General features: G+C 68.1%; 13 protein-coding genes. 5 read left to right on the forward strand and 8 right to left on the reverse strand.

What is annotated here, in order from left to right; all coding sequences use genetic code 11:
* Positions 1–13: 13 nt before the first annotated feature.
* From secD to ACF8ML_RS22770, 3 genes are all read right to left on the reverse strand, one after another.
* The gene (secD, locus tag ACF8ML_RS22760; protein WP_016454252.1) at positions 14–1,936 is read right to left on the reverse strand and encodes a protein translocase subunit SecD; all 1,923 of its coding nucleotides are present in this window, start codon (positions 1,934–1,936) and stop codon (positions 14–16) included.
* Positions 1,937–2,027: 91 nt separating this feature from the next.
* Complete coding sequence (gene yajC, locus ACF8ML_RS22765; protein WP_016449366.1) at positions 2,028–2,363, reverse strand: preprotein translocase subunit YajC; 336 nt, start codon at positions 2,361–2,363, stop codon at positions 2,028–2,030.
* Positions 2,364–2,695: 332 nt separating this feature from the next.
* Positions 2,696–6,277 carry an indolepyruvate ferredoxin oxidoreductase family protein gene (locus tag ACF8ML_RS22770; RefSeq protein WP_392408094.1) on the reverse strand — a complete coding sequence of 1,194 codons (3,582 nt, stop codon included), beginning with the start codon at positions 6,275–6,277 and terminating at the stop codon, positions 2,696–2,698.
* 188 nt (positions 6,278–6,465) lie between these two features.
* Here ACF8ML_RS22770 and ACF8ML_RS22775 point away from each other — a divergent pair, with 188 nt between their 5' ends.
* Positions 6,466–6,969 carry an Lrp/AsnC family transcriptional regulator gene (locus tag ACF8ML_RS22775; RefSeq protein ID WP_016449368.1) on the forward strand — a complete coding sequence of 168 codons (504 nt, stop codon included), beginning with the start codon at positions 6,466–6,468 and terminating at the stop codon, positions 6,967–6,969.
* A gap of 159 nt (positions 6,970–7,128) precedes the next feature.
* A complete protein-coding gene (locus ACF8ML_RS22780; RefSeq protein WP_392408095.1) occupies positions 7,129–8,889 on the forward strand; it encodes an MFS transporter in 1,761 nt (586 codons plus the stop codon).
* Positions 8,890–8,959: 70 nt separating this feature from the next.
* Here ACF8ML_RS22780 and ACF8ML_RS22785 read toward each other — a convergent pair whose 3' ends face one another.
* Entirely contained in the window at positions 8,960–10,144 is a 1,185-nt protein-coding gene (locus ACF8ML_RS22785) for a murein transglycosylase A (protein WP_017404060.1), read from the reverse strand.
* On the opposite strand from ACF8ML_RS22785, the gene ACF8ML_RS22790 reads away from it, so the two are divergent.
* The 3 genes from ACF8ML_RS22790 (at position 10,143) to ACF8ML_RS22800 (ending at position 12,567) form a co-directional block, all read left to right on the forward strand.
* Positions 10,143–10,313, forward strand: a complete 171-nt coding sequence (locus ACF8ML_RS22790) for a hypothetical protein (RefSeq protein ID WP_016449371.1) — start codon at positions 10,143–10,145, stop codon at positions 10,311–10,313. The two genes, ACF8ML_RS22785 and ACF8ML_RS22790, sit on opposite strands and share 2 nt — an antisense overlap.
* A 145-nt stretch (positions 10,314–10,458) precedes the next feature.
* Positions 10,459–11,187, forward strand: coding sequence for an OmpA family protein (locus tag ACF8ML_RS22795; RefSeq protein ID WP_016449372.1), 729 nt, complete (start codon positions 10,459–10,461; stop codon positions 11,185–11,187).
* Positions 11,188–11,292: 105 nt separating this feature from the next.
* Positions 11,293–12,567, forward strand: coding sequence for an amino acid deaminase (locus tag ACF8ML_RS22800; RefSeq protein ID WP_017404062.1), 1,275 nt, complete (start codon positions 11,293–11,295; stop codon positions 12,565–12,567).
* A 5-nt stretch (positions 12,568–12,572) separates the two neighbouring features.
* Here ACF8ML_RS22800 and ACF8ML_RS22805 read toward each other — a convergent pair whose 3' ends face one another.
* From ACF8ML_RS22805 to ACF8ML_RS22820, 4 genes are read right to left on the reverse strand one after another with little or no spacing between them, the layout of a single operon-like run.
* Positions 12,573–13,202, reverse strand: a complete 630-nt coding sequence (locus ACF8ML_RS22805; RefSeq protein ID WP_012202778.1) for a response regulator transcription factor — start codon at positions 13,200–13,202, stop codon at positions 12,573–12,575.
* A 34-nt stretch (positions 13,203–13,236) separates the two neighbouring features.
* On the reverse strand, positions 13,237–15,360 hold the full coding sequence (locus tag ACF8ML_RS22810; protein ID WP_047474562.1) for a nitrogen regulation protein NR(II): 2,124 nt from the start codon (positions 15,358–15,360) through the stop codon (positions 13,237–13,239).
* On the reverse strand, positions 15,357–16,172 hold the full coding sequence (locus ACF8ML_RS22815; RefSeq protein ID WP_016454246.1) for a carbon-nitrogen hydrolase family protein: 816 nt from the start codon (positions 16,170–16,172) through the stop codon (positions 15,357–15,359). The genes ACF8ML_RS22810 and ACF8ML_RS22815 overlap by 4 nt, the downstream gene beginning before the upstream one ends.
* Positions 16,169–20,305: a YhdP family protein gene (locus ACF8ML_RS22820; protein WP_279493620.1), complete on the reverse strand. Its 4,137-nt coding sequence runs from the start codon at positions 20,303–20,305 to the stop codon at positions 16,169–16,171. The genes ACF8ML_RS22815 and ACF8ML_RS22820 overlap by 4 nt, the downstream gene beginning before the upstream one ends.
* Positions 20,306–20,376: the final 71 nt, after the last annotated feature.

The raw sequence follows: 20,376 nt of genomic DNA on the forward strand, positions 1-20,376 counted from the left end.
GGTCTTCCCCCTTTCAGTTGTTGGCGCCGGAATCGGCGACGCTGGATCCCTTGGCCGTCACCGAGCGCAGCTGGCTGGTGTCTTCAGGCTTCCAGACCTGGCCGATGGAAATGCTCTTGAGCTTCTTGCGGCGGCCGTACCAGAGGTTGACCAGGCCGCGCGAGAAGAACACGGCCGAGAACATGCTGGTCAGGATGCCGATGCAGTGCACCACGGCGAAGCCGCGCACCGGGCCGGAGCCGAAGGCCAGCAGCGCCAGGCCCGCGATCAGCGTGGTCACGTTCGAGTCCAGGATGGTGTGCCAGGCGTTCTCGTAGCCCGCATGGATGGCCGCCTGCGGCGAGGCGCCGCCGCGCAGTTCCTCGCGGATGCGCTCGTTGATCAGCACGTTGGAGTCGATGGCCACGCCCAGCGCCAGCGCCATGGCGGCGATGCCGGGCAGGGTCAGCGTGGCCTGCAGCATGGACAGGATGGCCAGCAGCAGCAGCACGTTGACCGACAGGGCCACCGTGGAGATCACGCCGAACAGCAGGTAGTACACGCACATGAAGGCCGCGATGGCCACCAGGCCCCAGACCACGGAGTGGATGCCGCGGTTGATGTTGTCGGCGCCCAGGCTGGGGCCGATGGTGTATTCCTCGATGATCTCCATGGGCGCGGCCAGCGAGCCGGCGCGCAGCAGCAGGGCCGTGTCGTTGGCTTCCGCCGTGGTCATGCGGCCCGAGATCTGCACGCGTCCGCCGCCGATCTCGGTGCGGATCACGGGAGCCGTCACGACCTCGCCCTTGCCCTTTTCGAACAGGATGATGGCCATGCGCTTGCCCACGTTCTCGCGCGTGATGTCCTTGAAGATGCGTGCGCCCTTGGCATCCAGCACCAGGTTGACCGTGGGCTCCTGGGTCTGGCTGTCGAAGCCGGGCTGTGCGTCGGTGAGGTTCTCGCCGGTCAGCACGACCTGCTTTTGCACGATCACGGCCTGGGCGTTGCGGTCCAGGTAGCGCTCGGAGCCGAAGGGCACGGGGCCCGAACCCAGTTCGGCGCCGCGCGCCTCGGAGGATTCGTCGACCAGGCGCACTTCCAGCGTGGCCGTGCGGCCCAGGATGTCCTTGGCCTTGGCCGTGTCCTGCACGCCGGGCAGTTGCACGATGATGCGGTCCAGGCCCTGCTGCTGGATCACGGGCTCGGCCACGCCCAGCTCGTTGATACGGTTGTGCAGGGTGACGATGTTCTGCTTGAGCGCCTGCTCCTGCACCTTGCGCAGGGCTTCGGGCTTGATGGAGGCCAGCAGCTTGAAGCCTGCGCCATCCGGCTCGGAGGTGGCTGCCAGATCGGGGAACTGGTCGGAGACCAGGTTGCGCGCGGCCGTGAGCATGGCTTCGTCGCGCACGCGGATCTCGACGGTGTTGCCGTTGCGCGAGACGCCGCCGTGGCGGATGTTCTTGTCGCGCAGCGAGCTGCGCAGGTCGCCGGCAAAGGAGTCTGCCTTCTTGGTCAGGGCGGCGGCCATGTCCACCTGCAGCATGAAGTGCACGCCACCGCGCAGATCCAGCCCCAGGTACATGGGCTTGGCGCCGACGGCCGTGAGCCATTGCGGCGAGCGCGACACCAGGTTCAGGGCCACGATGTAGGCCGGGTCGTTGGCATCGGGGATCAGGGCCTTCTGGATCACGTCCTTGGCCTTGAGCTGCTCGTCGGGCGTGTTGAAGCGCGCGCGCACCGAGGTGCCTTCGATGGACAGGACGTCGGGCTTGACATCGGCAGCCTTCAAGGCCTCTTCGACTTTCTGCAGCACGGCGTTGTCCACCTTGATGGTGGCCTTGGCCGAGGAGACCTGCACCGCAGGCGCCTCACCGAAAAAATTGGGCAGGGTGTAGAGCACCCCTACCAGCAGCGCGATCACGATGATCGCGTACTTCCAGACCGGATATCGGTTCATGATCGCGCTCTTCGCTCTTTGTAGACAGCAACGCACAAAAGGGTGTGCTGCCGCCTGCGCGGTCCGCACACCCGCAAGACAGGGACAGCGCTTACTTCAGCGTGTCCTTGGGCAACACCTGGACGACGGCGCTGCGCTGGATCTGGACTTCCACACCCGAGGCGATCTCGATGTGCAGGAATTGCTCGGACATGCGCGTCACGCGGCCGATGATGCCGCCGGCCGTTGCCACTTCGTCACCCTTGGCCAGTGCCTCGATCATGGAGCGATGCTCCTTCTGGCGCTTCATCTGCGGACGGATCATCACGAAGTACAGCACCACGAACATCAGCGCCAGAGGCGCCATGCCCATCAACTGCGACATGAAGTCGCCACCGGAGGCTGCTGCTGCGGGTGCGGTCTGGGCAAAAGCGGAAGAAATAAACACGGGCAAGACTCCAGGATTGGAAGGTCGAAAAAGGGTCGCTGCGCACGCCGATATGCACGGGCCCGCGCAGGAGAACGGAGCATTGTATGCGTCAGCCCTGACCCACATGGGCTGCCAGGATCTGGCTGCTGCGGGTTTTTCGGCGACGATGGCTGCAACTGGCGGCCATCTGCCGTTTTTAAAGGGGCGGAGCGCGGTTTTTCGTGGTTTTTGCGCCCGGCGTGACGGCACTTGAAGCGGCCCCGGAGGCAACCGCGCCGCCCGCACCTGACGGTACGGGCGGCGGCCGCGATCTTACAGGACGCCCCTGTGGCGGGGCGGTCCGTGTGGTTTCAGGCCACGCCGACTGCGGGCTGTCCCGTGCTGCCCGCGCCCCGTGACGGGGCGTTCCAGCGTGCCATCAGCGCCTTCCACTTGGTGCGGGCCGCAGCCAGGTTGCGCTCCTTGACGTGGCCGTAGCCGCGGATGTCCTCGGGAATGCTGGCGATCTCCACGGCCAGCGCCAGGCGCTCGGGCGTGAGCTCGGACAGCAGTCCTTCGATGCACTGGCGGTATTCCTGGATCAGGGCGCGCTCGGTGCGGCGTTCCTGCGTGCGGCCGAAGGGGTCCAGCGCCGTGCCGCGCAGGCCCTTCATCTTCGCCAGCACTTCCATGGCCTTGCGCATCCAGGGACCGTAGGACTTCTTGACCAGATGGCCCTGCTCGTCCTTGGCGGCCGACGACGGCGGCGCCAGATGGTGGACCACGCGGTAGTCGCCCTCGAACATGCTGGCGATGCGCTGGCTGAAGGCCGCATCGGTGTGCAGGCGCGCGACCTCGTACTCATCCTTGTAGGCCATGAGTTTGAACAGATAGCGGGCCACGGCTTGCGACAGGCGCGTGCCCGAGCCCGCCACGGCGCGCTCGGCGGCATGGACCTTGTCCACGAAGGCCTGGTACTCGGCCGCATAGGCGGCGTTCTGGTAGGCCGTGAGGAAGTCCACGCGCTTGGCCACCATCTCGGTCAGCGAAGGCTTCTTGACGAACTGGATCACCTGGGCCGTCTGGAACAGGGCGCGCACGGCAGCCAGGTCATGGGCGCAGCGGCGGCCCCACTCGAAGGCGGCCTTGTTGTTGTCGGCCTGCACGCCGTTGAGTTCGATGGCGCGCATCAGCGCCGCATGCGACAGCGGCACGCGGCCCTTTTGCCAGGCGTAGCCCAGGATCAGCGGGTTGGTGTAGATGCTGTCGCCCAGCAGCTGCACGGCCACCTGCTCGGCGTCGAAGCTGCCCAGCAGCTCGGGGCCCACGGCCTGGGCCAGTGCGCTGGCGCAGCGGTCGTCCGGTGCCTGCCAGTCAGGGTTGGTGACGAAGGCTGCCGTGGGCGAGCCATGGCTGTTGAGCGCCACGAAGGTGCGGCCCGGCTGCATCACCGACATGGTGGTCGGCGTGGCCGTGACGATGGGGTCGCAGCCGATCACCAGGTCGGCCTTGGCCATGTCCACCTTGGTGGTGTAGATGGCCTCGGGGCGATTGGCGATCTGGATGTGGCTCCAGGTGGAGCCGCCCTTTTGCGCCAGGCCGGCCGCATCCTGGGTGATCACGCCCTTGCCCTCCAGGTGGGCGGCCATGCCCAGCAGCGAGCCGATGGTGATCACGCCCGTGCCGCCGACACCGGCCACGACGATGCCCCAGGCCTGCTCGGCCACGGGCAGCACGGGCTCGGGGATGCCCGGCAGCACGGACAGGTCGCCCTTCTTCTCCTTCTTGGGCTTCTTGAGCTGGCCGCCTTCGATGGTGACGAAGCTGGGACAAAAGCCCTTCACGCAGGAGTAGTCCTTGTTGCAGGTGTTCTGGTTGATGCGGCGCTTGCGGCCGAACTCGGTCTCCACCGGCTCGACCGACAGGCAGTTGGACTGCACCGAGCAGTCGCCGCAGCCCTCGCAGACCAGCTCGTTGATGACCACGGACTTGTCGGGCGTGGCCAGCGTGCCGCGTTTGCGGCGGCGGCGCTTTTCGGTGGCGCAGGTCTGGTCGTAGATGATGGCCGTGCAGCCCTTGAGGGTGCGGAACTCGCGCTGGATGCGGTCCAGCTCGTCGCGGTGGTGCACGGTCACGCCCTCGGCCAGCGGCACGCCGTCGTACTTGGCGGGTTCGTCGGTGACGATGACCAGTTTGGCCACGCCCTCGGACTTGAGGCTGTTCATGATCTGCAGCACCGAATGGCCCTCGGGCCGCTCGCCCACGCGCTGGCCGCCCGTCATGGCCACGGCGTCGTTGTACAGCAGCTTGTAGGTGATGTTCACGCCGGCCGCGATGCTCTGGCGTATCGCCAGCAGGCCGCTGTGGAAGTAGGTGCCGTCGCCCAGGTTGGCGAAGACATGGGCGTCCTTGGTGAAGGGCGCCTGGCCCACCCAGGTCACGCCCTCGCCGCCCATCTGCGTGAAGGTGCTGGTGGAGCGGTCCATCCACACCGTCATGTAGTGGCAGCCGATGCCGGCCACGGCGCGGCTGCCCTCGGGCACGCGGGTGCTGGTGTTGTGCGGGCAGCCGCTGCAAAACCATGGCACGCGGTCGCCCGTGGGCTGGCTCTGGGCCACCTTGAGCGCGGCCTCGCGGGCGTCCAGCACGGCAATGCGCTCGTGCATGCGCTGGGCGATGTGTTCGGGCACGCCGATCTTGGTCAGGCGCTGGACGATGGCGCGCGCGATGAGGGCCGGCGTCAGGTCCGCATTGGGGCGCAGCAGCCAATCCTGGCTGGGATTGGGCACCGACCATTCGCCGCCGTGTTCGTCGCTGAACTTGCCGACCACGTTGGGCCGCACGTCGGAGCGCCAGTTGTACAGCTCTTCCTTGATCTGGTATTCGATGACCTGGCGCTTTTCCTCCACCACCAGGATTTCCTGCAGGCCGCGCGCGAAGTCGCGCGTGATGGTGGCCTCCAGCGGCCAGACCACGTTGACCTTGTGCACGCGTATGCCCAGCTGGCGGCAGGTGTCGTCGTCCAGGCCCAGGTCGGCCAGGGCCTGGCGCATGTCGTTGTAGGCCTTTCCGCTGGCGATCAGGCCGAAGCGGTCGTTGGGGCCCTCGATCACGTTGTGGTTGAGCCGGTTGGCGCGCACATAGGCCAGGGCCGCATACCACTTGTAGTTCATCAGCCGCTGCTCCTGCTCCAGCGGCGCATCGGGCCAGCGGATGTGCAGGCCGCCGGGCGGCATCTGGAAGTCCTCGGGCAGGATGATGTTCACGCGGTCCGGCTCCACCGACACGCTGGCCGAGGACTCGACCACCTCCTGGATGGTCTTCATGCCCGACCACAGGCCCGAGAAGCGGCTCATGGCAAAGGCATGCAGGCCCATGTCCAGGATGTCCTGCACATTGCTGGGAAAGAACACCGGCGTGCCGCAGGCCTTGAAGATGTGGTCGCTCTGGTGGGCGGCGGTGCTGCTCTTGCTGATGTGGTCGTCGCCGGCCAGCGCGATCACGCCGCCATGCCGGGCCGTGCCCGCCATGTTGGCGTGCTTGAATACGTCGGAGCATCGGTCCACGCCCGGGCCCTTGCCGTACCACAGGCCGAAGACGCCGTCGAACTTCTTGGTCTCGGGATAGAGATCCAGTTGCTGCGTGCCCCAGACTGCCGTGGCGCCCAGCTCTTCATTGACGCCGGGCTGGAAGACGATGTTGTTGGATTCGAGGTGCTTTTTCGCCGCCCATAGCGCCTGGTCATAGCCGCCCAGCGGGGAGCCCCGGTAGCCGCTGATGAAGCCTGCGGTATTCAGGCCCGCTGCAGCGTCGCGCTGGCGCTGCAGCATGGGCAGGCGCACAAGGGCCTGTACTCCGCTCATGAACGCACGGCCGTGCTGCAGAGCGTATTTGTCGTCGAGGGTGACCGTCTCCAGGGCGCGGCGCACGTCTTCGGGCAGTGGGGCATTCATGGCTTGTCTCCATCGATGGTCGGCGCCCTGTCATGTCCTGCCCGGAACGGGAAAGAGGCATGCACGGCACTCGTTGTCTGAACCAAATCGCCTTTTTTCAGTGTATTCGTGCTCGTCTGATAGGTCTTTGCTTTCTTTGCGCTGTTTCAAGTATCCTGAGCAAGGATCTTTCTTGAAAACGGTGTTTTGTGCAAACTTTGGACAAATTCGACATTGCCATCCTCGGCCACCTGCAGGCCGACGCACGCTTGACCAATGCCGAGCTGGCCCAGCGCGTGGGCCTGTCGGCCGCGCCGTGCTGGCGCCGCGTGCGGGCGCTGGAAGAAGCGGGCTTCATCCGCGGCTACCACGCCGACATCGACCGCCACAAGATCGGCCTGGGCGTGCTGGCCTTCGTGCGGCTCGATGCCGTGCGCACGGCCGGCACGCTGACGCTGGAGATGGAGGACGCCATCCGCAAGCTGCCCGAGGTGGTCACCTGCCACTACATCAGCGGCACCGGCACCTTCGAGCTGCAGGTGGTGGCGCGCGACCTGGACAGCTTTGCGCAGTTCGCGCGCAACACGCTGCTGAACCTGCCCAACGTGAAGGACATGCAGACCAGTTTCTCGCTGGGCGAGATCAAGTCCAGCCATGCGCTGCCGCTGTCCCAGCTGGGACCCATGGCGGGCCAGGGACTGCCGGGCCAGTAGCCGCAGGCCGGCGGACTGGCCTATGAAGGTCGCGCCGAAGCGACAGTGTGCTCCTGTAACAGGAGCGAAAAACGGTTGTCGTACAAGGCGGTGATCGTGGTTATTAGTAAGGCAACCATTTCTGGCGCCACCCCGCGTTTGGCCCGAGAATCGGGACACATGGCCGTAGAACAATCAACACCAGACCCCGCCCAGTCACCCGCCTCAGAAACCGAGCCTTCCACCCAGCCCCCGGCCGAGCCCTCGGGCGCGGGGGCGCCGGGCACCCTGCTCGAGGACCCGTCCGGCATGGCCGCTGCCGACAGGGCGGCCGCCGAGGCCGAAGGCCAGAAGACGGCCCAGGCCCAGCAGGGCGTCTGGGCGCCGCTGTCCGGCCCCACCTTCCGCATGCTCTGGCTGATCTGGATGGCGGCCAATACCTGCATGTGGATGAACGATGTGGCGGCGGCCTGGCTCATGACCTCGCTGACCACCTCGCCCGTGCTCGTGGCCCTGGTGCAATCGGCCTCCACGCTGCCCGTCTTCCTGCTGGGCCTGCCCAGCGGTGCGCTGGCCGACATCCTGGACCGGCGCCGCTACTTCATCGTCACCCAGTTCTGGGTGGCGGCCGTGGCCCTGGTGCTGTGCCTGTTCGTGCTCTCGGGCCGGATGACGGCGCACTGGCTGCTGGTGCTGACCTTTGCCAACGGCATCGGCCTGGCCATGCGCTGGCCCGTGTTCTCGGCATTGATTCCCGAACTCGTGCCCAAGCACCACCTGCCCTCGGCCATGGCGCTCAATGCCGTGGCCATGAACGCCTCGCGCATCATCGGCCCCCTGGTGGCAGGCGCCATCATCGCCAGCCTGGGCAGTGCCTGGGTGTTCGTGCTCAATGCCGTGCTGTCCGTCATCTCGGGCATCGTGCTGATCCGCTGGAAGCGCCGCCACGTGGCCAACCCGCTGGGCCGCGAGCGCCTGCCCTCGGCCATGCGCGTGGGCCTGCAGTTCGTGCGCGAGTCGCCGCGCATGCATGCGGTGCTGGCGCGCACGGTGTGTTTCTTCCTGCAGTGCACGGCGGTGATGGCCCTGCTGCCCCTGGTGGCACAGCGCCTGCACGGCCCGACCGAGGGCGGGGGCGGCGCCGAGACCTTCACGCTGCTGCTGGCCTCCATGGGGGCGGGCGCCATCGTGGGCGCCATGTTCCTGCCGCGCCTGCGCCAGGCCATGTCCAAGGAAAGGCTGATCCGGTCGGGCTCTGCCGTGCATGCGCTGGCCACGCTGGCCGTGGCCCTGTCGCCCAATGTCTACATGGCGGTGCCGGCCATGATGCTGGCCGGCATGGCGCTGATCTCCACGGCCAACGTGCTGGGCGTTTCGGCCCAGATGGCCCTGCCCAACTGGGTGCGGGCGCGCGGCATGTCCATCTACCAGATGTCCATCATGGGCGGCACGGCGGCAGGCGCCGCGCTCTGGGGACAGGTGGCCAGCATGGTGGGCGTGCGCGGCAGCCTCATGGTGGCGGCCGCCAGCGGCGTGGCCTGCATGCTGCTGGTGCAGCGCCTGGTGCGCGACCGCCAGATCGAGGAGGACCTGAGCCCCTCCAAGGCCTTCCAGCGCCCCGAGGTCAACATCCCCGAAGCCGGCCGCGTGGTCGTCACCATCGAGTACCAGATCGACCCCACCCAGGCCGAGGCCTTCCGCGCCCTCATGCAGGAAAGCCGCCGCAGCCGCATGCGCCAGGGCGCGCTGGGCTGGAGCCTGCTGCACAGCATGAGCCACCCGGAGCGCTACGTGGAGCAGATCATCGACGAGTCATGGACCGAGCACCTTCGCCGCTTCGACCGCGTCACCGCCGCCGACGTGGCGCTGCGCGACCGCAAGCTGGCGTATCACAAGGGCAAGGAACCGCCGCGCGTCACGAGGTACTTCGATACCCCCTGAGGCGCTGCGCGCCTTCTCCCTCCCTCGCGAAGCGAGTAGAGAGGAGGAAGCGGCGTAGCCGCTCAGGGGGTCACCTCAAGTGCGGTGCCTGGCTCGCCAGGGCGCGCGGCCAGAAGGCCCACAGGCGCAGGTTCTGCTTGATGCGGCCTGCCAGGTCGCCGGCTTCGGGGCCCCAGCCCATGAAGTAGTCGGCGCGCACGGCGCCGACGATGGCGCTGCCCGTGTCCTGGGCGAAGACCAGGCGGTTCAGCGCCACGGTGGGCCCGGATGTGGACAGCCAGACCGGTGTGCCGTAGGGGATGCTCTGCTTGTCCACGGCGATGGAGCGGCCTGGCGTCAGGGCCACGCCCTGGGCGCCCTTGGGGCCGAACTGCAGGTCCAGGCCTTCCAGCGGCTCCTCACGGAAGAAGACGTAGCGCGGGTTGCTCCACAGCATTTCATTGACGCGGCCGGGGTTGGCGGCCACCCAGGCGCTGATGCCGGGCCAGGTGGCGTCGCGCACCAGTCCCTGGTCCAGCAGCCAGCGGCCCACGCTCTTGTAGGGCTGGTCATTGGTGCCCGCAAAGGCGACGCGGATCGTGCGTTGCGCGCCTGTAGGCTCGGTGATGTTCAGGCGCCCCGATCCCTGGATGTGCAGCACCATCGCATCGACGGGGTCGCGCAGCCAGGCGATGGCGCGGCCTGCCAGGGCCGCCTGGGCCTCTGGCAGGGTCTCGATCTGCTGGCGCGAGAACCAGGGCTTGCGGCTGCCGAAGCCGGCGCCGGCCGGCGTCTTGTACAGCGGCACGTTGAATCCGTCGCCGGGCAGGCGCCGCGCCTCGAACAGCGGCTCGTAGTAGGCGGTCAGCATGCCGTCCGGGCCGCCGCCCAGCGCCTCGATGCGGTAGGGTTGCAGATTGGCCATGAGCCAGGCGCGCTGCTCGTCGCCCGTGGCGATGCTCAGCTGGCGCACATCGCGGCACAGGCCTGCGAAGACCGAACTGGGTCGTTCGCAGTTCTTGAGCCAAGCATTCCAGGCTTCGTGCAGCGCGTCCTCCTGCAGGCCGGGCAATTCGCTCCAGTCGGCCGCGATCCAGCGGCTCTTGGTGGGCGTGTTGGTGACCAGCGGGGGCCTGGGCGTGACGGCGGGAGAGCCGCCCGGCTGCAGATCGGGTACGGGCGAGGGGTCGTAGACCGGCTTGGTGGTGGTCGTGCAGGCGACCAGCGTCCCTACAATCAGCGCCATCGCGGCATGGCGCAGGAGGTGGAAATTCATGGGGTTGATTTTGCTCGAAGCACTGCTGGCCTTGGTGATTCTGGTCGCTATTGTGTGGTGGACCATGTTCTCCGGACGCCGCAAGGGCGAGTTGCCCGTGGACACGCCACGGGATTCGCATCCGTCTCCAGACAAACCCTCTCCCGGGCAGGATCGCAGCGGCCCGTGACGGCCGTGGAGGCAGCCTCGCGGAGCGGGCGCCGTCCTACGGGTATGCCCTGCCCGCACTGATAGGCTGTGCGCAGCCTGCTTTCCACAATGGGGACCCTGGCGCTACCGCACGGTGCGTTCCCAAGATTCAAAAGGAGTTTCCAATGCGCAAGCACATCGTTCTGGCCGCCGCAACGGCGGCCGCACTGTTCATCTCCGGCTGCGCGAACATGAGCGACACCCAGCGCCGCACGGCCACGGGCGCTGGCGTGGGCGCTGCAGCCGGCGCCGTGCTGGGCGCCGTCACCGGCGGCAGGGCCGGCACGGGTGCCGTGATCGGCGCTGGCGTGGGTGCACTGGGTACCTACATCTGGTCGCAGAACATGGAAAAGCAAAAGCGCGAGATGGAGCAGGCCACCCAGGGTACGGGCGTGAACGTGAGCCAGACGGCCGACAACCAGCTCAAGCTCGACATTCCCAGCGACATCTCGTTCGATACCAACCGTTCCGACATCAAGGGCAACTTCGCTCCCATCCTGGACCGCTTCGCCGAGGGCCTGCGCAACAACCCCAATGCCGAGGTGCGCATCATCGGCCACACGGACAGCACCGGCTCTGACGCCATCAACAATCCGCTGTCGCTGGACCGCGCCAACAGCACGCGCAACTACCTGACCATGCGCGGCGTCTCGGGCGCCCGCATCGCCACCGAAGGCCGTGGCTCGCACCAGCCCGTGGCTTCCAACGACTCGGCCAGCGGCCGTGCCATGAACCGCCGCGTGGAAATCTTCGTGGGCGAGATCCCGCAGCAGCACCAGCAGCAGCCCCAGTATCAACAGCAGCCGCAGTACCAGCAGCCGCAATACCAGCCCCAGTACCAGCAGCCCCGCTGACCCGGGCTCTGTGCCAGATGCAACGCCCCGCAACGCGGGGCGTTTTTGCGTGGGCGGGCACCGGCATTGCCCTATGCTGGCTCCCATCCATCAATGGGGAGTCGTATGAGTGAAGCAAGCACAGCGGGCGCGGCCGACGTGGTCAGCCCGCTCGACAAGGGCCTGGGCGCGCTGTCCGCCCCCTGCACGCCGCAGGACGCTGCCGCGCAGGGCTGGAATCTGCTGCGGGAAGACTTGAGTTTGCCTGTGGCTGTGCTGTCGCAGTCGCGCCTGTCGCACAACCTGGCCTGGATGCAGCGCTTTGTGGATGCCTACGGCGCCCAGCTCGCGCCCCACGGAAAGACGACCATGGCGCCCCGCCTGTTCCGCCAGCAGATCGACGCGGGCGCCTGGGGCATCACGCTGGCCACCGCTCAGCAGACGTGCGTGGCCCATGCCCATGGCGTGCGCCGCGTGCTCATGGCCAACCAGTTGATCGGCCGGCGCAACATGGCGGCCGTGGCCGAGCTGCTGGCCGATCCCGGCTTCGAGTTCTTCTGCCTGGTCGATTGTGCCGAGCAGGTCGAGCAGCTGGCCGCCTTTTTTGGCGCAGCGGGCCGGTCCGTGCAGGTGCTGATCGAACTGGGCCCGCCCGGCGGGCGCACGGGCGTTCGCTCCGATGCGCAGATGCAGCCGCTGCTGGACGCGCTGGCCCGGGCCGGTGCCGGCGTGCGACTGGCCGGGATCGAGGTCTACGAGGGCGTGCTCAAGGAAGAAGAGCCCATCCGCACCCTGCTGCGGCGCGCCGTGGACTGGCTCCAGCGGCTGGCGGGCGAGGGCCGGCTGCAGCGCAGCCCGGCCGTGCTCACCGGCGCCGGCTCGGCCTGGTATGACGTGGTGGCCCAAGAGTTCGGCAAGGCCGACATCGGCGGTCCGCTGGATCTGGTGCTGCGCCCGGGCTGCTATCTCACGCATGACGCGGGCATCTACCAGGCAGCGCAGCGGCGCATCGACCAGACCAATCCCGTGGCGCAGCAGATGCGTGCCAGCCTGCAGCCTGCGCTGCAGGTCTGGGCCTATGTGCAGTCGCTGCCCGAGCCCGGCCGCGCCATCGTGGCGCTGGGCAAGCGCGATACCGCCTTCGAGGCCGTGCCGCCCCGGCCCGCGCTGCGCTACCGCCCCGGTGATGCCGCGCCCGTGGCGGCGCCACCGCATTGGGAGGTCACGGCCATGATGGACCAGCATGCTTTCCTGAAGGTGGCCGAGGACGATGGCCTGCGCATAGGCGACATGCTGGCCTTCGACATCTCCCACCCCTGCCTGACCTTTGACAAATGGCGGCAGTTGGCCGTCGTCAATGACCGCTATGACGTGGTGGACGTGATTGCCACGTATTTCTGAAGGGGTCAGCCGTGTGTGCGCAGCAGGTTGGCCAGTTCAACGGCCGACTTGACCTGCATCTTGTCGAAGACGCGCGCGCGGTGGACCTCGACGGTGCGCACGCTGATGTCCAGCTGGTCGGCGATGAGCTTGTTGGGAATGCCCTCGACCACCAGGCGCATCACGTCACGCTCGCGCTCCGTCAGCTCGTTGAAGCGTGCACGCACGGCTTCGCGCGCACGGGTTTCGGCCTGGTGCTGGGCCGACAGTTCCAGCGCCTGTTCGATGCGGTCCACGAGGGCATTGTCCGAGAAAGGCTTCTCGCAGAAGTCGAAGGCGCCGCGCTTGACGGTGTCCACGGCCGTGGGCACGTCGGCATGGCCGGTCAGGAAGATCACGGGCATGCCTGCGATCTGGTTGCGTTCCAGCATGAGGTTGAACAGCGCCAGCCCGCTCATGCCGCCCATGCGCATGTCCAGCAGCAGGCAGCAGGGATTGCGTGGCGGTGGGCGCGACTGCAGCATGGCGTCGAAGGCCTCTGCGCTGTCATAGCATTCGCTGAGCAGGCGGCGCGAGCGCAGCAGCCAGGCCAGCGCTTCGCGGACATCGGTGTCGTCGTCGACGATGTAGACGGTGGCGTCGGGTACAGGTTCCATGGGCCTATTGTTCCATTTGTTCCATTGGTGCCATCTATGCCTGCACCTGCGCAGGGCTGTGCGCCGGCAGCGTGAAGGCGAAGACGGTCCCGCGCGGGCTGTGGGGGCTGTGCTGCAGGTGGCCGCCATGCTGCTCGACCACGGTACGGCACAGGCTCAGGCCCAGGCCCATGCCCTCGTTGCGCGTGGTGAAAAAGGGCGTGAACAGTTGCTCCGCCACATGCTGGGGAATGCCGGTGCCGCAGTCGATGACGGCGAACTCCACCCAGCTGCGGCGCGTGCTGGCGGCCGCACGGCGCACGCGCAGCTGCAGCTCGCGCTCCATGGTCTCGGGCGAGTCCATGGCCTGCATGCCGTTGCGCGCCAGGTTGAGCAGCACCTGCTCGATCATGGTCGGATCGCACAGCACGGGCGGGAGGCCGGGCTCGATGTCGGTGGTCACGCGCACGCCCAGGTTGCGTGCCTGCAGGCTGATCAGCGGCAGCACGGCGTCTATGAGTTCGGCGGCGCCTATGACTTCGCGGGACTGGTCGCGCCGCCGCACGAAATCGCGCACGCTCTTGATCACGCGGCCTGCGCGGTCGGCCTGGAAGCTGATGCGCTCCATGGCCATGCGCAGGTCCTGCAGTTGCTGGCGCAGCCGGGCTTCATGGTCCGAGATGGCGCTGCCCGCACCCGCACCTGCACCTGTGCCCGTGCCCGTGCCATCGTCGCTCCCCAGCATGTTCAGCGATCCCGTGGCGTAGCTGGAGATGGCCACCAGCGGCTGGGTGAGTTCATGGCTCAGCAGCGAGGCCATCTCGCCCACCGTGGCCAGGCGGGCCGTGGCCTGCAGGCGCTCCTGCGAGGCGCGTGAGATCTCTTCCATGCGCTTTTGCTCGCTGATGTCGATGAAGGCACTCATCCAGCCGGTGTGCTGGCCCTGGGCATTGATCAGCGGCGCCTCGAAGATCAACACCGGAAAGCGCGTTCCGTCCTTGCGCATGAAGATGCTTTCATGGCCCTCGCGCGGCGGCGGGGCGTTGCCGGACAGGCGGCTGTCGCGCCGGCGCGCGTAGATCTCGGCGCGCTCGGGCGGCCAGTAGGGCGCAATGCTCAGTCCCAGCAGTTCCTCGGCCGTGAAGCCCACCATGCTGCAGAAGGCCGGGTTCACATAGCTGATGCGGCCCTGCAGATCGCGCGCGCGCAGGCCCGTGACCAGCGAGTCCTCCATGGCCTTGCGAAAGGCCAGCGCATCGCCCAGATCGCGCTCGGCGCGCAGGCGTCGGCGGTTGTCGCGCACCAGCACGGCGACCACGGACACCAGGGCGATGGACATCAGCGTCACCAGGGCCGTGAGCACGTTGGGGAATACGCTGGGCGCGCGGTGCCAACTGTCCATGCGCAGCACCAGGGTGCTGCCCGGCAGGTCCAGCAGCTGCTGCGCCGTGAACATGCGCGTGCCACGCCAGGAGGCGCCCAGCAGGGCCAGGCGCGTGCCGTCCGGCTCGGTGAAGGACACTTCCTGGGTGCGCGGCAGGTTCTTGCTGACCTGGGTGATCAGCAGGCTTTGCAGGCTGTAGGTGCCGATGACAAAGCCGATGATGTGGCCGCTTTGCGTCAATGGCAGGCAGACCTCCATCATCTCCGTGCCCAGGCCTTCGGCCAGCAGCTGGAAGTAGCTGGGCGAGTAGGCCGGGCCGTTGAGGCGGCGCGCGTGGGTGCAGGTCAGCACGGCCTCCGGATGGGTGTTTTGCGTGCGCAGCTGGTCTTCCCACTGCACGTTGCGGTAGGGCGTCTCGGCATGGGAGCGGATCTGCAGGCCCGCATCGCGCCATTCGATGCGCATCAGCTCGCGGCGCACCTGCAGCAGCTCGGCGGCGCGGGTTTTCCACTCGGCAGGGTCGTTGTCGGGCGCGTTCAGCGCCTGCAGGTCCTGCAGGTTGCGGTTGAGGGCGGCGCGTATGTCTGCCACGGCATTGGCGGTGTCGCGCTCCAGCTTGTCCTGGACCTGGGAGGCCTCATAGCGTCCGGCCAGCCAGACCATGGTGATGAGCATGCTGGCCACCAAAGCGACCAGCAGGCTCCACAGCGACCAGCGCCGCCAGGCAGTGCGCCAGCGGCGCCAGGGCCAGCGGCCTTCGGCAGGGGCGGGCGTGGACAGGTGCAGCGGATTCACAGGACGCGGTGCTCCAGGGCCGGCAACTGGCGGCGCACATGCGCCAGGCGCTCGCGCTTGATCTCGCCCAGCACCACGCCGGCACCCTCGGCCTGCTGCGCCAGCACCATGCCCCAGGGGTCGGCCAGCAGGCTGTGGCCCCAGGTGCGGCGGCCGTTCTCATGGTGGCCGCCCTGGGCGGGCGCCAGCAGGTAGGCCTGGTTTTCGATGGCGCGGGCGCGCAGCAGCACCTCCCAGTGGGCCAGGCCCGTGATGTGGGTGAAGGCGGCGGGCACCAGCAGCAGGTCGGCACCCTGCTCGGCCAGTCGGCGGTACAGCTCGGGAAAGCGCAGGTCGTAGCACACACTCAGGCCCAGGCGCCAGGACTCGCCCTCGCGCGAGGTGATGTCGCAGGTCACGGGCGTGTGGCCGGCCTGGACCACGGCGGCCTCTGTGTAGCGCTCGCGGCCGTTGTCGTAGTGGAACAGGTGGATCTTGTCGTAGCGCGCCACGCATTCGCCCTGGGGCGAGAACACCAGCGAGCTGTTGAGCACGTGGGCATCGTCATCGGCCACCAGGGGCAGGGTGCCGCCGACGATCCACAGCTGCAGCTCGCGCGCGGCGCGGCCCAGGAAGTCCTGGATGGGGCCTTGGCCGAAGCTCTCGCGGTAGGCCAGCTTGTCGGTATCGCGCAGGCCCATGGCACAGAAGTATTCGGGCAGGGCCGCGAGTTCGGCTCCCTGCTCGCGCGCCTGGCGCAGCAGGGCCATGGCCTGGTCGAGGTTGGCGCGCACATCGGGTTCCGACACCATTTGCAGGGCTGCGATTTTCATGGGTTCTCTCCTGAAGGGGCTGACTCGGTGGCGGTGGAGGGCGTGCGCGACGGTGTGTCAGAGGGCGTTGCGGCCCGGCGGCGCGGCAAGGCAGTGACCTGGGGATCATCCCAGCTGCCGTCGATGCGGAATTCCTTGGTGGCTGCCGCAATCAGCGGGCCCCGCAGCAGCACTTGCGCCAGAAAGCTGCCCAGGCCGATCACGGGGTTGATGGCCGTGGCCACCAGGGAGGCGGTCATCGCGTTGATCTCGGGCACCACCACCACGTGCAGATTCTGCGTCTCCTGGACCAGGTCTGCCGTGCCTTCCATCAGCACGGCGGCGTTGACGCCCTTCATCTGCATGTTGTTGGTGCGCGCCACGCCATCGGTGATCTGCACGTCGCCGCGCATGAAGTCGAAGGCAAAGCCGTTGCTGAAGACATCGCGGAAATCCAGCGTCAGCCGGCGTGGCAGCGCCTGCAGGCTGAGCACGCTCAGCAGCTTGGCCAGGCCCGGTTCGGCCTTGAGGAACTGGCCGGTCTGCACATCCAGGTGCATGGAGCCCGAGAGGCTGCGGAAATCGGGCGTGATGGGCGAGCCCGTCCATCCCGCCGAGCCCTGCAGGCTCCCCTTGCCATTGCCCACCACGCCGGGCATGTCAAAGCGCGTGAGCAGCTTGCCCACGTCGCGCAGGTCCAGCTGGAACTGCAGCTGGCTGCGCCCCGGATGCTCGGACTGCCCCTGGGGCAGGCGCCACTGGCCGTTGGCCGTCAGCGTGGCCTCGGGCGTGGAAATGTTGAAGCGCGACAGCTGCCATTCGCGCGCCGCCGCGTTGCCGGGCACGGGGCGGTTGCGGGCCTCGACCTCCAGGCGGCCCAGCGCGTGGCCCGACAGGTGCATGTCGTCCACCACGATCTGCAGCGCCGGCAGCTGGCGCGGCCCTTCGTTGAACAGGGCGTCCACGCGTTCGGACTTGGCCTCCGGCACCGTCAGGCGGGACAGCCGGGCGACCAGTTGCCCTTCGGGCTGGGCGTCCGTGCCTTCGCGAAAGCCTACATAGCCATCCAGCTCCTGGGAGGTGAGGTTGCTGTGCCACGAGCCGCCATCGCGCGAAATGCCCGCCACCACATCGTGCAGCTGCCGCCCCTTGGCCTGCAGTTGCTTGACGCGCAGGCTCAGCCGATCGGGAAGGTATTCGCGCGCAGGGTCCGTGGCGGCGTCGGCGGGCTCTGGCCTGGTGCCGTTGGACTGCGGCGCCAGCGCCAGCCAGTCGTCGATATTGAAGAGCGGCAACTGCACATGGGCCTGCACGCCCTGGCCCGAAGTGGGGGCGGTGCCCGCTTCCTGGCCGATGAGGATGCTGCCGTGCAGCACGCGGCTGTGCTTGCCACTGATGTCGCGCTCATAGAAGACCGAGCCCGTGTCGCCCAGTTGCACGCTGATCTGGTCGCGCAGCGGGGCATCGGGCGCGGCGAAGCTGGCAGGCGCGAGCTGGTGGCTCACGGCCAACGGCTGGATGGACTCGGCGGCCTTGCCCAGCGGAGCCGGCAGGTTGATGCGCATGCCCTGCAGGCTGGACTGGACCTGGATTTCGGGCGTGCCACGGCGCACCTTCAGCAGCAGGGAATAGGGCGACTGGCCCTCGGCATGGCGGGCCAGGTCGGCCACCCAGCCCAGTTCCCTGGCATCGCGCAGCCCCTGTGCCGTGGCCGTGCCCTGCACCCGCACCTTGACGGACGATTCGGTGGCTGGCGCATTGCGCGCCAGCGCCTGCATGCCGCCATCGGCACGCAGTTCACCGCCCAGGGCCCGCGCCTGCAAGCCCACCAGCGAGAAGCCGGTGTCGGAGAATTTGACTGCGCCACGCAGCTGGCTCAGGTGCGGTGTCTCGTCATCGAGCTGCAGCGAGTTGCCCGCCAGCGTGACCTGCCCGGACACCTTGCTGCGGTCCAGATGGTCGATGGGCAATTGCAGTTGCAGGGCCAGTTGCGCGGCGCCCGTGGCCTCGCTGCCGTCCAGCACGTGCCCGGTCAGCGCCGACAGGGCCGAGGTCTTCACCACCCCCAGCATGTCGGCCAGCGGGCCCTGGCCCTTGGCGGTGACGGCCACCTCGGTGTGGGCCAGGTTGGGAATGCTGGCCTGGATGTCGCGCATCTGCAGCTGCGGATAGCCGGCGAACTGGCCGCGCGCATTGCGCACGGCCATGGAGGAGCGGTCAAACACCAGCTCGCCGGACAGATCGACCAGGGCCGGCCAGGGCGCCTCGCCATGCGTGAGCAGATGGGGCGGCACATATTCATAGTGCACGTCATGCAGCTTGGCCGCGATGTGGAACTCGCCCTGGCTGGGCTTGTCGGCCGGTACGTGGTCCAGGTTGCCGCGCACCTTGAAGTTCACCGTGCTCGCGCGCCCGGCGTGTATGGCCTCGCGCACATAGTGGCGCGCGTCGGCGGGAATCTCCAGCGGCAGGTAGCGGTGCACGCGCGTGCCGTCTGCGTTGCGCAACTGGCCCTGCAGGTCCAGCACGCCGGGAAAGCGCGGCTGCCTGTCGCTGCCGTCGCCGGTATGCCATTGCGCGCGGGCCTCGCCTTCGGTGTCGTCGTTGGCAAAGCGCAGGCTGGGCACCTGCACGCTGATGGCCTGGCCGCGCAGTTGCCAGCGCAGGCTGGCCTGCAGGCGGTGCAGCGGGATCTCGGGCTCCTCGAACACGCCGGGGAACGACAGCGACGCCGGCCGCTGCTCTGTGCCCTCCATCTCCAGCTGGGCCTGGCCGCCGTCCTGGTCCAGCGAGAAGCGCGCGTTCAGGCCCTTGAGGCCGGGCATGCCCGGCGCCGCGGGGCCTTCGGACGATGCCACGCCGTTGATCGACAGTTGCTGCAGTTCGCCACTGGCCTTGTACTGCTGCAAGGACTCCAGCGGGCCGCGCCAGCTTCCCTGGAACTGGTGCAGACGGCCGGCCGGTGCCAGATCGGCCAGGTGCTGCTGCACCTGCTCTGGAAGCGGCAGGCGCTGGCCCAGCTGGGCGAGGATGGCCAAGTCAATGCCATCGGCCTGGAACTCGCCGTGCTCACCCAGCGCCCCCTGCGTGCTGGCGCCGGCGGGGTTGTAGCGCGCGCGCAGATTGCCAGCCGGCCAGTGCAGGCCGTCGCCCGTGGAAAATTCCAGGTTCTGCGCAGCGAAGCGCCAGCCGTCCTGGTGTTGCACGCTCAGCCTGCCCGTCAGGGCCTGCAGCTTCAGCGGCTGCAGGTCTTCGCGCCACTGCAGCTGCAGCGCGTTCACGGCCACGTCGGCCATGGCGCCCACGGGCTGGCCCTGGCGCAGGTCTATCCAGGCGCGCAGCGCGCCCCGGCCCTGCTGCAGGCGCAAGCCAGAGATGTCTATGTACTGGCCAAGCTGGGACAGGTCGATCTGCGTGAACATCGCATGGGCCTGGCCGCTCCAGCGGCGCCAGTTGCCCTCGTGCGTGGACAGCAGCGGCTCGCGGAACAGGCCGGTCAGCATGAAGCGCTCGCCCCAGCCCTCGGGCGGCGTGGCATCCAGGCGCAGTCCGTGGCCCCAGCCCTTGTTGCGCAGCACCAGGTCCACATCGCGCAAGGCCAGCGGCGGAGCCTGGCGCAGTTCGTCCAACCACAGCAGGCTGCCGCCGCGCAGCGCCAGTTCGGTCTGCGAAAACAGCCAGTCGGCGGCGGCATTGTCCCCGCCGGCCGAAGGGCTGATCTCGATGCCGGCCACGAAGACTCGGCCATCGGCCGCGCGGCGCACCACGAGTTCAGGACGGTCTATGTAGATCTGTTCCACGCCCAGGCGCATCAGCGAGCGTGCCGAAACGGCGACCACCACGCTGGGCAGGCGCAGGGCGTCTGCCGAATGTTCGGGGTCTTGCACCACCACGTCGCCCAGCTCGAAGCGGGGGACCAATCCCTCGCTGCGGGCCGTGATGCTGCCTATGCGAACCGGTAGGCCCAGCGTGCGTGAGGCCAGGGATTCCAGCTGAGGACGCCATTCGCCGATTCGCGGCACAATCCAGCCATGGAGCACCCCCCACACGGAGGCGAGGACCAGCCAGAAGGCCAGGACCAGCCCCAGTGACCACCGCGCAAGGCCGGCCATCCAACGGGTCAGGCGTGTGGGGTGCGGTTTCGGTTCGATCATCGGCGGCATCAGCTATGACGGGAATTATGACCGGCGCCCTCAGGGCCTGGGCGGTAACCAAGGGTTGCTGC

Origin of the sequence: Delftia sp. WSY_10, assembly GCF_043104705.1 — a bacterium.
GTDB lineage: Bacteria > Pseudomonadota > Gammaproteobacteria > Burkholderiales > Burkholderiaceae_C > Comamonas > Comamonas tsuruhatensis.